Source organism: Bacteroides clarus YIT 12056 (genome assembly GCF_900129655.1).
GTDB classification, from domain to species: domain Bacteria; phylum Bacteroidota; class Bacteroidia; order Bacteroidales; family Bacteroidaceae; genus Bacteroides; species Bacteroides clarus.
The window spans coordinates 135,512-147,695 of the sequence record NZ_FQWK01000001.1 but is presented as its reverse complement, the minus strand read 5'-3'; the positions used below and the strand labels follow the sequence as shown (position 1 = coordinate 147,695).

Here is a 12,184-nt window from a genome sequence, read left to right as displayed (position 1 = left end):
AGAAGTCAGATACGAAAACAATGTGTATCTTTGTCCGTTCTATTTTATAAGGACACTTTTTTCAAGGAAAGAGAACGTATGTGGATACTGATTATTAGCCTGATTGCCCTCGCCATCGTAGCTGCCATAGCGGGAATAGTACGCAACCGCAGACTTCAAAAGAAAATTGACAACGGCGAGTTGGACGCCATGCCCGAAGTGCAGGAAGCAGATATGGAATGCTGCGGACAGCACGAAGTATGCGAGAAAGACAGCCTGCTGGCCGCCGTCAGCAAGAAAATAGAATATTATGATGACGAGGAACTGGACAAATACATCGGGACTGCTCCCGACCGGTATACTCCCGAACAAGAAGAAGAATTTCGTGACGTATTCTATACCATGCAGTCGGAAGATGTGGCCGGATGGGTGCGCAGCCTGCAACTACGAGGCATCGCGCTACCGGACAACATAAAAGACGAAGTGTTCCTGATAGTAGGAGAAAGGAGAATTAATCACTAATCACCGCCACATGGAACTTTTACAATATACTTTCTTTCAACATGCCCTTATCGGCAGCCTGCTGGCAAGTATTGTCTGCGGAATTATCGGTACATACATCGTTACCCGGAGACTGGTATTCATCAGCGGCGGACTGACGCATGCTTCTTTTGGAGGTATAGGAATGGGGCTGTACACGGGAATTTCACCGATTCTTTCGGCAGCTATCTTTTCAGTACTGTCGGCATTCGGTGTAGAATGGCTCAGCAAACGGAAAGATATGCGTGAAGACTCTGCTATTGCGGTATTCTGGACGTTAGGAATGGCATTGGGCATCATCTTTACATTCCTGTCTCCCGGATTTGCCCCCGACCTTTCCGCTTATCTGTTCGGGAATATCCTGACAATAACATTTGGCGACATCGCCTTGCTGGGCGGGCTGGCGATATTACTTATCTTGTTTTTTTCGTGTTTCCTGCATCCGATAATCTATGTAGCATTCGACCGCGAATTTGCCCGTTCACAAGGTATTCCTGTACAGGCTTTTGAATATGTATTGATGATGTTCATCGCATTGACTATCGTAGCCTGCCTCCGTATGGTGGGTATCGTGCTGGTTATCTCATTACTGACAATTCCGCAAATGACAGCCAATCTCTTCTCGCACAGGTTTCACCGTATTATATGGCTATCCATCGGCATCGGCTATCTTAGCTGCTTGGGGGGACTGCTTATTTCATACTATCTCAATGTTCCTTCGGGAGCAGCCATAATCTTCTTCTCCATTATTATTTACGCAATCTGTAAAGGAGGAAAAAGTTTTTGGTTATCTTTGCATCAAAATACAAGATAATGGAAATCAAAATTCAGTCATTAGACCAGATTCATGAAGCTGCCCGCCAATTCATCGAAGCGATGGGTGACAATACGGTATTTGCTCTTTACGGCAAGATGGGAGCCGGTAAAACAACCTTTATCAAGGCGGTTTGCGAAGAACTCGACGTGTCCGATGTCATCACCTCTCCTACTTTCGCTATCGTCAACGAATATCGTTCCGATATTGCCGGAGAGTTAATCTATCATTTCGACTTCTACCGCATCAAGAAACTGGAAGAAGTGTACGACATGGGATATGAAGACTATCTGTACAGCGGTGCGCTTTGCTTTATCGAATGGCCGGAATTGATTGAAGAGCTTCTGCCGGGAAATACCGTAAAAGTTACTATTGAAGAGGTGGAAAGCGGTGAACGAAAAGTAACGCTGGAACCACTGGATTAATATAGATTACTAAATTAACAGCTAATCACTTTACAATGAGCCAATACATTGTTCAAGGTATCTTTGTTGTCGCGGGAATTATCTCCCTGCTGGCTGCTATTTTGGATTGGAATTGGTTCTTTACCGCCCAAAATACGCAGTTTGTTGTGCGAAACGTAGGCCGCCGGCAAGCGCGCTGGTTTTATGGCGTATTAGGAGCGATACTTATCGGAATGTCAGTATTCTTTTTTCTGAATACTCCGCCAATGACATAATAAAGAAAGATCAATACAGTTTAATTAATAAAAGGAAAGGCGCAGGTTTTACAATCTGCGCCTTTCCTTTTATTAATTAAACTGTGATTTACTCATCTTCCAAAGATTCCGTATATTCCATTTCACCTTGTACAATGAAAAGGATTTCATCCGGATCATAATCACCCATTTCATCCTTATGAGCTTCTTTGATGATGTAATTTACGATTTTCTCCAAATCGACTTCGATATATCCGTCACCGTCGGGCTGCACATCAAGGATGCCGCTCTCGGAATAATACTCGTCAATCAAATCGAGGAAATAATAGAACTCGTCATCAGAGAACTTCTCTTTTAACTCCTGCGGCAAATAGTTTTTGATGTACTCAATGGTCTTTTCATCATCGAGATCATTCTTCAAAAAATCGTCTTCCAGTCCCATAGCTTTATATTTTAAATTTGTCAAATAGTACCTTATAACAACGCTTCAATCTTCGTTACATAAACCGGTTTGGGGGCAGAACCTACCTGTTTGTCCACCAATTCCCCGTTCTTGAAGAACAGTACGGTAGGAATGTTACGAATACCATACTCGGCAGCTACATCACCGTTCTCGTCTACATCACATTTACCGATAAGTACTTTACCTTCATATTCACCTGCCAATTCATCGATGATAGGACCTACCATTTTACAGGGTCCGCACCACGGTGCCCAAAAGTCAATTACTACAGGTTTACCCTCTGCCAAGATTTCCTTGAAATTGTTGTCTGTAATTTCTAAAGCCATTTCTTCTAAATATTAAGTTTAAATATTAATTCAATAATACAGTATCAAACATTATCTTCTTACTGTTATCAGTGAAGCAAAGATAATTAATTTATCCGAAACTCAAGCTCCGGACGCTCTTTTAAATAAGAGATAAGTTCACGGCCTACGGAAAGCTTCACCGGACGAGACACCAAATCAACAGTCATCTTACTATCCGGATCGGTCACTCTGAAATAGAGTTCCGTAGTACCGGGACGGTCTTTCGTAAGTTCTGCCAATTCCGTCACCAATGCTTTGTTCAGTACACTGAGCGGGATAAGAATCGTAATCTTCTCTATCAGTTTCTCTTTTACGTCGGGAAGCAATTCCATAGAGGTAATCTTCAGTTCCAATTCATCCTGCCGCCACTGTTTAGGTTGGCAACGCGCCTTAATATAAAGGAAAGTACGCTCACCCAAATAGCCTTGATAAGTTACCCAATCGTTCCCGAAGAAAGGCAACTCTGCCGAACCGGAATAGTCTTCTATCTTGGCTATACCGTAAGGATTGCCGTTCTTACTGATGCCTCGGCGGACGGTAGTGACTATACCGCCCATGGTAATTTCACGTCCCACCAGAAGTGTCTTATCCTCCAACTCCGCCATGTGTGTATTACAAACATGTTCCAGCACTACGGAATACTCATCCAAGGGATGAGCGGAAAGATAAATACCGACTAAATCACGTTCCTTATTCAATCTGTCAAGGTCGCTCCAACGCTCTGCGGGAAGAATTTCGGGAGTAGCGATATCTACCACATTTTCACCGCCGAACAAAGAGTTGACCGCTGCCGCTTTATCCGCCTGATAACGGTTACCATAGCGTACTAATGTCTCGATAAAGACTTCATTCTTGGCATTAACGGCAAAATATTGTTCACGCTTCAACTCGGGGAAACTGTCAAAGCCACCGGCAAGAGCAAGGCATTCCAGGTTCTTCTTGTTACAAGCATTCAAATTGACACGCTGTACGAAATCGAAGATACCTGTATACGGACCATTCTTCTCACGCTCCTCCATGATACTTTGCACAGCACCCTCACCTACTCCTTTCACCGCACCCAATCCGAAACGGATATTACCTTCCGGATTGACGGTAAACTTCAAGTTCGATTCGTTCACATCAGGACCAAGTACTTTAATACCCATCGACTTACATTCGTCCATGAGTTTGGTTATGGTAGTTATATCGGATAAACTTCGGCTCATGACGGCAGCCATATATTCCGCCGGATAATTCGCTTTCAAGAAAGCCGTCTGATAAGCCACCCATGAATAGCAGGTGGCATGAGATTTATTGAAAGCATAAGACGCGAACTTTTCCCAGTCAGTCCAAATTTTTTCGAGCACCTTCGCATCGTGCCCGTTTTTCTGTCCGCCCGCAATGAATTTCGGCTTCATGTGATCCAGCTTGTCCCGCAACTTTTTACCCATCGCCTTACGCAAAGCATCGGATTCGCCACGGGTGAAGTCCGCCAACAAACGGGACAGAAGCATGACCTGCTCCTGATAGACAGTAATACCGTATGTATCCTTCAAGTATTTCTCCATAATAGGAATATCATACTCGATAGGCTTGCGTCCCCACTTACGGTCGATGAAATCCGGGATATAGTCCATAGGACCCGGACGATAGAGAGCATTCATGGCAATCAAGTCCTCAAACGTACCGGGTTGCAACTCACGCAGATATTTCTGCATACCGGCAGATTCAAATTGGAATGTACCGATAGTCCGTCCGTCACAGTATAATTTATAGGTAGCGGGATCATTGATGGAAATCTTGTCGATATCCAATGCCAATCCCCGATGTAAACGTACATTCTCAACAGCTTCCTTAATGATTGAAAGAGTCTTCAATCCCAGGAAGTCCATTTTAATCAACCCCGTATCTTCAATGACCGAACCTTCGTACTGGGTAACGAGCATCTTCTCACCGGTTTCCTTGTCATCCGCCGTGCTGACAGGAACCCAGTCGGTGATATCGTCACGGCAGATAATCGTACCGCAAGCGTGTACACCTGTACCTCTCACATTACCTTCCAGCATTTTGGCATACTTCAACGTATCGCGTACCAACGGGTCGGGCGATGCCTCTGCCGCCTGCAATTCCGGTACGTAAGCGATAGCATTGGGAAGATTCAGTTTCTTATCAGGGATTTTGTCGGGAACCAGTTTGGCCAAACGGTCGGATTCCGACAAGGGTAACTTCTGTACACGGGCAACGTCCTTGATAGCCAATTTGGTTGCCATGGTACCATACGTGATGATATGCGCTACCTTCTCCTGCCCGTACTTTTCCGTTACCCAACGCAACACTTCACCACGTCCGTCATCATCGAAGTCCACATCAATATCAGGCAACGAGATACGGTCCGGATTAAGGAAACGCTCAAACAGCAAGTCGTACTGGATAGGGTCTATCTTGGTAATACCCAAACAATAAGCCACAGCCGAACCGGCAGCTGAACCACGTCCCGGCCCCACCGAAACTCCCAGCTGCGTACGGGCGGCATTGATAAAGTCCTGTACAATCAGGAAGTAACCGGGGAAACCCATCGTCTTCATGATGTACAACTCAAACACCAAACGCTCTTTTACTTCATCCGACAACGGATCACCGTAAATCCGTTTGGCGCCGTCAAATGCCAGTTTGGCGAGATAGTCGGCTTCCAGCTTGATACGATAAAGCTTTTCGTAACCGCCCAAACGCTTTATTTTGGCTTTAGCGGCTTCCTCGTCCAAGACTACTTTCCCATTTTCGTCTTGCGTAAATTCATCGAACAAATCTTTTTCCGTATATTTCTGCCTGTATCCTTCTTCTGTTCCAAAATCCTCGGGAATGGCGAAAGTAGGCATGATAGGAGCATGGTCTATGGAGTAGTATTCCACCTTGTCCAAAATCTCCAACGTATTGGAAAGCGCTTCAGGAACATCGGCAAAAAGCTCGTTCATCTCCGCCTTGGTTTTCATCCACTCCTGCTTGGTATAAAGCATACGGCTCGGATCGTCCAAATCCTTGCCCGTACTCAAACAGATAAGGCGGTCGTGCGCCTCGGCATTCTCCTCGTCCACAAAGTGAACGTCATTGGAGCAGATTACTTTTATATTGTACTTCCTGGCATATTCCAGCAGTTTGGCATTGGCTTTTTGCTGTAAAGGATAAGCTTCGTGATTGGCACGGGGAACGGTCGCCTTATGGCGCTGCAATTCCAGGTAATAATCATCTCCGAAAAGATTCTTATACCAGCGGATGGCTTCTTCGGCCTCCTCTAATTGGTCGTTGATAATCTTTTTAGGAACCTCTCCACCGATACAGGCGGAGCAGACAATCAGGCCTTCGTGATACTTCTCCAGCTCATTGCGATCGGTACGCGGACGCATATAGTATCCCATAGTCCATGCGCGGGACACCAATTTTATAAGATTATGATAACCTGTTTCGTTCTTCGCCAATACAATCAGGTGGTAACCGCTTTGGTCAGGCTTACCCTCTTTCTTATCCATTGTACGGCGGGCCACATACATTTCGCAACCGATGATAGGCTTGAACAGTTTATTTTCGGCTTCCGTTATCTTCGCTTTGCAAGCCGCTATCTCCGCTTCCTTATCCTCACATGCTATTTCACCGCTCTCTATACCGGCAATCCGCTTTTTCAGGTCTTTTATTTCCCCTTTCGGACCACCGTTCTTTTTATTAACATAGTTGGTGAATTCCTTGATACCGAACATATTGCCATGATCGGTAACGGCAATACCTTTCATACCATCCTTCATCGCCTTGTCTACCAAACGGCTCACACTGGCCTGGCCGTCAAGGAGCGAATACTGGGTATGTACGTGCAAATGAACAAAATCCTGCATAAATCTATCCTTTCTATAAGTGAGCATAAAGGTACGACCTATGCGATATCTAACAAAAATATTCCTCAAAAAGTTATCAACATCTGCAATTCTATGACTAAATTCTTGTTAGATTTTCAAAATAAGCCTATTTTTGCAGATAATTTGCATCAGAAAAGAATAAAACAAGATACATGGGTCGACTTAAAAAACTAAAGAAAATACGCATTCACCGCGAAGGCACACATACACTGGCCGGCAGTTTGCTGTTGATACTTGCCGTAAACGCCGGACTTTATTTCGGTTTGGAATGCAAGATTCCGTTCTATGTAGTGGCCGTCATCAGCCTTATAGTTTATGGAATCTTGGTAAACTTCTTCCGTTGCCCGATACGTTTGTTCGGTCAGGAAGAGACTGAAAAGATTGTGGTCGCTCCCGCTGACGGGAAGATTGTGGTAGTGGAGGAAGTTGAAGAGACCGAATATTTCCATGACCGCCGTATCATGGTTTCCATATTTATGAGTCTGGTCAATGTACATGCCAACTGGTACCCGGTAGACGGAACCGTGAAGTCGGTGTCTCACCAGAACGGTAAGTTCATGAAGGCCTGGTTGCCTAAAGCAAGTACCGACAACGAGCGTTCCACCGTAGTAATCGAAACTCCCGAAGGCGTGGAAATCATGGCACGTCAGATTGCGGGCGCTATGGCACGCCGTATCGTAACCTATGCCGAACCGGGCGAAGAATGTTATATTGACGAACATATGGGTTTCATCAAGTTCGGTTCCCGCGTGGATGTATTTCTCCCGCTGGGTACGGAAGTGCTTGTTAAACTCGGACAACTGACTACCGGTAATCAAACCGTGATAGCAAAACTTAAATAACAATGGCAAATCGCATCACCCGTTCTATACCAAACACCTTAACCTGTCTGAACTTATTCTCCGGGTGTATCGCTTGTGTCATGGCTTTCGAAGCCAACTACAATCTGGCGCTTGTATTCATTATCCTCAGTGCCGTATTCGATTTCTTCGACGGTATGATGGCGCGTTTACTGAACGCGCATTCCCCCATCGGAAAGGATTTGGATTCCTTGGCGGATGATGTAAGTTTCGGTGTAGCACCCTCATTGGTAGTATTTTCCTTATTCAAAGAAATGTACTATCCGGCATCCATGGAGTTCATCGCTCCTTACATGCCGTATGCCGCATTCCTTATTTCCGTATTCTCGGCACTGCGTTTGGCGAAATTCAATAACGATACCCGCCAGACCAGTTCCTTTATCGGTATGCCGGTTCCTGCCAACGCCCTTTTCTGGGCATCGTTAGTGGCGGGCATACATCCTATCCTTATCTCCGGGAACTTCAATCCTTTTTATCTGTTAATATTGGTCTGCCTGTTCTCATGGCTGCTGGTATCGGAAATACCGATGTTCTCATTGAAGTTCAAGAATCTTTCATGGAAAGACAATAAAGTAAGTTTCATTTTCCTGATTGTCTGCATTCCACTCCTTATTTTTTTAAAAGTCAGCGGCTTTGCAGCAGTGATTGTATGGTACATCTTACTGTCACTCCTAACAGGAAAACGTAAATAAACATTTTCTTGGCACGGTTGTTGTACTATCGTTCGCTGAAAACGAACACATAAAAAGACATTAGCCCATGTTTCATTTTTTAGGATTCTTATTTATCATTATAATTGCTATCCTGCTTATCGGGCTTAGCATTATAGGCACTGTCATCCGAAGCGTCTTCGGATTAGGCGGCCGCCGTTCATCGAGCACTTACCGGAATGACAACGGAAATTACCAATCCGGAAGGGGGTATTCTTTTAATGACAGACAGCAATCAGGCCCTTCTCCCAATGAAGAGCCGGACACCAGAACTAAAGAAGCCCACACACACAACAGACACAAAAAACTATTCTCCCAAGATGAAGGAGAGTACGTAGACTTTGAGGAAATCAAAGAAGAATAACAATAAAACACACCATGAAAACACTACTTGCCTTTATTCTTTTCGCGTTATCATCCCTGACGTATGTTAATGCAACGGATAACAAAACAATCCGCATCTCTACAAAAGACACAGACTTAATACTCCAGGTAGGGGAAAACGGTCGGCTGTACCAAACCTATTTGGGTGAAAAACTATTGCATGAGCAAGACTTGCAGCATTTCCAATGGAATATACATGCCGGCTCGGATGGCAGCGTAAGCAAACGGGGTTGGGAAGTGTACGGCGGTTCGGGCAACGAAGATTTTTTTGAACCGGCCATCAGTATCACGCACCACGACGGTAATCCATCCACCATATTATATTATGTTTCTTCATCCGACAAGGCCGTTGAAGGTGGTACGGAAACAACAATTCTGTTACGCGACGACCGGTATCCGGTAGAAGTTACCCTACATTACATAGCCTATCCCAAAGAGAACATTATCAAGACATGGAGTGAAATCAGACATCAGGAGAAGAAACCCGTTACCCTATCCTCCTATGCCTCTACCATGCTTTACTTCAACAACTCCGGTTACTATCTCACCGAGTTCAGCAGCGACTGGGCCAAAGAAGCGCAGATGAGCAGCCAGCAACTACAATTCGGCAAGAAAGTCATCGATACGAAACTCGGCAGCCGCGCCGCCATGCATACACACCCCTTTTTTGAAATAGGATTAGACCAACCCGTCAACGAACACCAAGGCACCGTGCTCATGGGGACATTAGGCTGGACCGGAAATTTCCGCTTCACCTTTGAGGTAGACAACGTAGGCAATCTTCGTGTAATCCCCGCCATCAATCCCTACGCCTCAACTTACGAATTAAAAGCGAATGAAGTGTTCACCACGCCCGAATTCATATTCACATTAAGCAATAACGGTACCGGACAAGGCAGCCGCAATTTCCACGAATGGGCGCGTAACTACGGCATAAAAGACGGTAACGGTCCCCGCCTGACACTATTGAACAACTGGGAAAATACGGCGTTCAACTTTAACGAGGAGAAGCTTGCCGCACTGATGAAAGAAGCCAAACACTTGGGAGTAGACATGTTCCTGCTGGATGACGGTTGGTTCGGCAACAAATATCCCCGTAAAAACGACCGTGCCGGTCTGGGCGATTGGGAAGTGACCCGTGACAAACTGCCCGGCGGCATACCGGCTTTAGTCCGGTCGGCAAAAGACGCCGGTGTAAAATTCGGTATCTGGATAGAGCCGGAAATGGTAAATCCTAAGAGCGAGTTGTTTGAAAAGCACCCGGAATGGGTAATCAAGCTGCCCAACCGCGAAACCTATTATTACCGTCACCAATTGGTCTTGGACCTTAGCAATCCGAAAGTACAAGATTACGTTTACAACGTTGTCGCCGATATATTAAAAGAGAATCCAGAAACAGCTTTCTTTAAATGGGACTGCAACAGCCCTATCACCAATATATACTCGCCCTATCTCAAAGAGAAACAAGGACAGTTATATATTGACCACGTACGCGGCATCTACAATGTTATGAAGCGCGTCAAAGCGAACTATCCCGATGTGCCGATGATGCTTTGCTCCGGCGGTGGCGCCCGTTGCGACTATGAAGCGCTGAAATACTTCACCGAATTCTGGTGCAGTGACAATACCGATCCGATAGAACGTATCTACATCCAATGGGGGTTCTCTCAGTTCTTCCCCGCCAAAGCAATGTGCGCGCACGTCACCGGCTGGAACAAATCCACTTCCGTCAAGTTCCGTACCGACGTGGCCTCCATGTGCAAACTCGGCTTTGACCTCGGGCTGAAAGAGCTTAGTGCTGACGAGCTGACCTATTGCCAAACGGCGGTAACCAACTGGAAACGCCTGCAAGCCGCAATCATGGACGGAGTTCAGTACCGATTGGTCTCTCCGTACCAAAGTAATCACATGGCTGTAAATTACGTGAGCCGGGATACCGACAAGGCCGTTCTTTTTGCCTACGACATTTATCCCCGCTTCCAAGAGAAACTGATGCCCGTCAGACTGCAAGGCCTGAACCCAGACAAACGATATAAAGTAGAAGAGATAAATCTGATGCCTTCCGTAAAATCCGCTTTAAAAGCCAATGGAAAGATATATTCGGGAGATTATCTCATGAAAGTCGGTTTGGATGTATTCGGAACGGCAATTACGCAGAGTCACGTTATTGAACTGACCGCGCAATAATCATCCCGTAAGATAAAAAAAATCATCCCGTGAGACGGATTATTCCATCTCACGGGATGATTTTTTTTGTCCCGCGGGACGAATCCATCCGTTCCGCAAGACGATTTCATTCGTGTTCCGTACTATCTGGGCAGTCTGCTGTAACGATATTATTCAGAAATGTATTACCTGCGTTTCGCAGCGAAAAAGTCTTTCATCAACGCGGCACATTCGTCCGCCAGTACACCTTTCACTACCGAGGTTTTAGGATGCAAAGCCTGTGGCGCATAACGCTGGTATCCCCGTTTCTCGTCTTCCGCGCCAAACACCAGCCGTCCCGTCTGCGCCCATGCAATGGCTCCGGCACACATGACGCAAGGCTCAACGGTGACATAAAGAGTACATTCATTCAGATATTTACCGCCAAGCGTAGCGGCGGCGGCAGTAATCGCCTGCATTTCGGCATGCGCGGTGACATCGGTCAGAGTCTCAGTTAGATTATGGGCACGGGCAATAATGCGGTCTTTGCAAACAACGACAGCCCCAACGGGCACTTCTCCCCGCTCACCCGCCTTTTGCGCTTCAAGAAGCGCCTGCTTCATATAATCCGTATCCGTCATTTTCTTCCTACCTGTTGTTTATCTTCTTCTACATCATGCACGACACCCTGCTCCGCCGCTTTCTCATCTTCGCATATCATGCTCGCCGAACAGCGTAGGATAATCTTCCTCCATATTCTTGTGGATAAACATGAGAATGGTTTCCCTGAGCCAGCGTGATTTATTCGTTATCTTGTACTTCTCCAGATAACGGTCTACAATCCGCAGCTCTTCCTCGCTCATCAGGCATACCATGCGCTGCTCGCGTTTAGGCTCTTCGGGTGTTGCTTTCGCACACGTTTTGTCTCTCTTTCTCATATTTCTTTGCAAAATTAGTTTTACTTCTGTAAAAACAAAGCAGAAAAAACGTATTTTTGTACTGAAAGAAAGAAAATCGTACTATGGCAATACATAATGCTCTGGGAAAAGCAGGAGAAGATGCGGCAGCAGCCTATCTGGAGCGTAACGGATACGAGATACGCGACCGGAACTGGCGGAAAAACCATCTGGAACTGGATATCGTCGCGACCAAAGACAATGAGCTGATTATCGTAGAAGTGAAAACCCGAAGCAATACAGAGTATGTCGAGCCGCAAGATGCCGTCAATTGGCAGAAAGTACGTCGTATTGTCATAGCCGCCGATGCTTACATAAAACATTTTTGCATAGATATGCCCGTACGTTTTGACATTATTACGGCAGTAGGCGATATAGGAGCTTTCAAAACGGAACATATCAAGGAAGCGTTTTATCCGCCTATGTTTTAAGAACTCTAATACC

14 protein-coding genes are annotated in these 12,184 nt (G+C 45.7%); 9 read left to right on the top strand and 5 right to left on the bottom strand.

Features of this window, described 5'->3' with window-relative positions:
• The first annotated feature begins 78 nt into the window (after positions 1 to 78).
• Genes BUB52_RS00590 through BUB52_RS00575 form a run of 4 tightly spaced genes read left to right on the top strand, consistent with a single transcriptional unit; the run spans position 79 to position 2,012 of the window.
• The gene (locus tag BUB52_RS00590; RefSeq protein ID WP_009122947.1) at positions 79 to 501 is read left to right on the top strand and encodes a hypothetical protein; all 423 of its coding nucleotides are present in this window, start codon (positions 79 to 81) and stop codon (positions 499 to 501) included.
• A gap of 10 nt (positions 502 to 511) precedes the next feature.
• On the top strand, positions 512 to 1,333 hold the full coding sequence (locus tag BUB52_RS00585; RefSeq protein WP_009122946.1) for a metal ABC transporter permease: 822 nt from the start codon (positions 512 to 514) through the stop codon (positions 1,331 to 1,333).
• A complete protein-coding gene (tsaE, locus tag BUB52_RS00580) occupies positions 1,333 to 1,758 on the top strand; it encodes a tRNA (adenosine(37)-N6)-threonylcarbamoyltransferase complex ATPase subunit type 1 TsaE (protein ID WP_009122945.1) in 426 nt (141 codons plus the stop codon). The genes BUB52_RS00585 and tsaE overlap by 1 nt, the downstream gene beginning before the upstream one ends.
• 35 nt (positions 1,759 to 1,793) lie before the next feature.
• Positions 1,794 to 2,012: an immunity 17 family protein gene (locus tag BUB52_RS00575; RefSeq protein WP_009122944.1), complete on the top strand. Its 219-nt coding sequence runs from the start codon at positions 1,794 to 1,796 to the stop codon at positions 2,010 to 2,012.
• A gap of 88 nt (positions 2,013 to 2,100) precedes the next feature.
• Here BUB52_RS00575 and BUB52_RS00570 read toward each other — a convergent pair whose 3' ends face one another.
• The 3 genes from BUB52_RS00570 to dnaE all read right to left on the bottom strand — a co-directional run bounded on the left by BUB52_RS00570 (position 2,101) and on the right by dnaE (position 6,664).
• Entirely contained in the window at positions 2,101 to 2,433 is a 333-nt protein-coding gene (locus BUB52_RS00570; RefSeq protein ID WP_009122943.1) for a hypothetical protein, read from the bottom strand.
• A gap of 32 nt (positions 2,434 to 2,465) precedes the next feature.
• Complete coding sequence (trxA, locus tag BUB52_RS00565; protein WP_009122942.1) at positions 2,466 to 2,780, bottom strand: thioredoxin; 315 nt, start codon at positions 2,778 to 2,780, stop codon at positions 2,466 to 2,468.
• Positions 2,781 to 2,866: 86 nt separating this feature from the next.
• The gene (gene dnaE / locus BUB52_RS00560; RefSeq protein WP_009122941.1) at positions 2,867 to 6,664 is read right to left on the bottom strand and encodes a DNA polymerase III subunit alpha; all 3,798 of its coding nucleotides are present in this window, start codon (positions 6,662 to 6,664) and stop codon (positions 2,867 to 2,869) included.
• A 173-nt stretch (positions 6,665 to 6,837) separates the two neighbouring features.
• Between dnaE and BUB52_RS00550 the strand changes: the two genes are divergently transcribed.
• From BUB52_RS00550 to BUB52_RS00535, 4 genes are all read left to right on the top strand, one after another.
• The gene (locus BUB52_RS00550) at positions 6,838 to 7,527 is read left to right on the top strand and encodes a phosphatidylserine decarboxylase family protein (RefSeq protein ID WP_009122939.1); all 690 of its coding nucleotides are present in this window, start codon (positions 6,838 to 6,840) and stop codon (positions 7,525 to 7,527) included.
• A gap of 2 nt (positions 7,528 to 7,529) precedes the next feature.
• A complete protein-coding gene (gene pssA / locus BUB52_RS00545; RefSeq protein ID WP_073212569.1) occupies positions 7,530 to 8,237 on the top strand; it encodes a CDP-diacylglycerol--serine O-phosphatidyltransferase in 708 nt (235 codons plus the stop codon).
• Between the two features lie 67 nt (positions 8,238 to 8,304).
• Positions 8,305 to 8,619, top strand: a complete 315-nt coding sequence (locus BUB52_RS00540) for a DUF4834 family protein (protein ID WP_009122937.1) — start codon at positions 8,305 to 8,307, stop codon at positions 8,617 to 8,619.
• Between the two features lie 14 nt (positions 8,620 to 8,633).
• A complete protein-coding gene (locus BUB52_RS00535; protein WP_009122936.1) occupies positions 8,634 to 10,826 on the top strand; it encodes an alpha-galactosidase in 2,193 nt (730 codons plus the stop codon).
• A gap of 164 nt (positions 10,827 to 10,990) precedes the next feature.
• Here the strand turns inward: BUB52_RS00535 and BUB52_RS00530 are convergent, their stop codons facing one another.
• Entirely contained in the window at positions 10,991 to 11,425 is a 435-nt protein-coding gene (locus BUB52_RS00530) for a nucleoside deaminase (protein ID WP_009122935.1), read from the bottom strand.
• Positions 11,426 to 11,488: 63 nt separating this feature from the next.
• The gene (locus tag BUB52_RS00525) at positions 11,489 to 11,722 is read right to left on the bottom strand and encodes a hypothetical protein (RefSeq protein ID WP_004293731.1); all 234 of its coding nucleotides are present in this window, start codon (positions 11,720 to 11,722) and stop codon (positions 11,489 to 11,491) included.
• Between the two features lie 83 nt (positions 11,723 to 11,805).
• On the opposite strand from BUB52_RS00525, the gene BUB52_RS00520 reads away from it, so the two are divergent.
• A complete protein-coding gene (locus BUB52_RS00520) occupies positions 11,806 to 12,171 on the top strand; it encodes a YraN family protein (protein ID WP_009122934.1) in 366 nt (121 codons plus the stop codon).
• Positions 12,172 to 12,184 lie beyond the last annotated feature (13 nt).

Bases quoted from the DNA above. Each gene is read 5' to 3' on its own strand.
- BUB52_RS00530 (WP_009122935.1), bottom strand. From the start codon at position 11,425: ATGACGGATACGGATTATATGAAGCAGGCGCTTCTTGAAGCGCAAAAG.
- trxA (WP_009122942.1), bottom strand. From the start codon at position 2,780: ATGGCTTTAGAAATTACAGACAACAATTTCAAGGAAATCTTGGCAGAG.
- BUB52_RS00520 (WP_009122934.1), top strand. From the start codon at position 11,806: ATGGCAATACATAATGCTCTGGGAAAAGCAGGAGAAGATGCGGCAGCA.
- dnaE (WP_009122941.1), bottom strand. From the start codon at position 6,664: ATGCAGGATTTTGTTCATTTGCACGTACATACCCAGTATTCGCTCCTT.
- BUB52_RS00585 (WP_009122946.1), top strand. From the start codon at position 512: ATGGAACTTTTACAATATACTTTCTTTCAACATGCCCTTATCGGCAGC.
- BUB52_RS00550 (WP_009122939.1), top strand. From the start codon at position 6,838: ATGGGTCGACTTAAAAAACTAAAGAAAATACGCATTCACCGCGAAGGC.
- BUB52_RS00575 (WP_009122944.1), top strand. From the start codon at position 1,794: ATGAGCCAATACATTGTTCAAGGTATCTTTGTTGTCGCGGGAATTATC.
- BUB52_RS00535 (WP_009122936.1), top strand. From the start codon at position 8,634: ATGAAAACACTACTTGCCTTTATTCTTTTCGCGTTATCATCCCTGACG.
- tsaE (WP_009122945.1), top strand. From the start codon at position 1,333: ATGGAAATCAAAATTCAGTCATTAGACCAGATTCATGAAGCTGCCCGC.
- BUB52_RS00590 (WP_009122947.1), top strand. From the start codon at position 79: ATGTGGATACTGATTATTAGCCTGATTGCCCTCGCCATCGTAGCTGCC.
- BUB52_RS00570 (WP_009122943.1), bottom strand. From the start codon at position 2,433: ATGGGACTGGAAGACGATTTTTTGAAGAATGATCTCGATGATGAAAAG.
- BUB52_RS00540 (WP_009122937.1), top strand. From the start codon at position 8,305: ATGTTTCATTTTTTAGGATTCTTATTTATCATTATAATTGCTATCCTG.
- BUB52_RS00525 (WP_004293731.1), bottom strand. From the start codon at position 11,722: ATGAGAAAGAGAGACAAAACGTGTGCGAAAGCAACACCCGAAGAGCCT.
- pssA (WP_073212569.1), top strand. From the start codon at position 7,530: ATGGCAAATCGCATCACCCGTTCTATACCAAACACCTTAACCTGTCTG.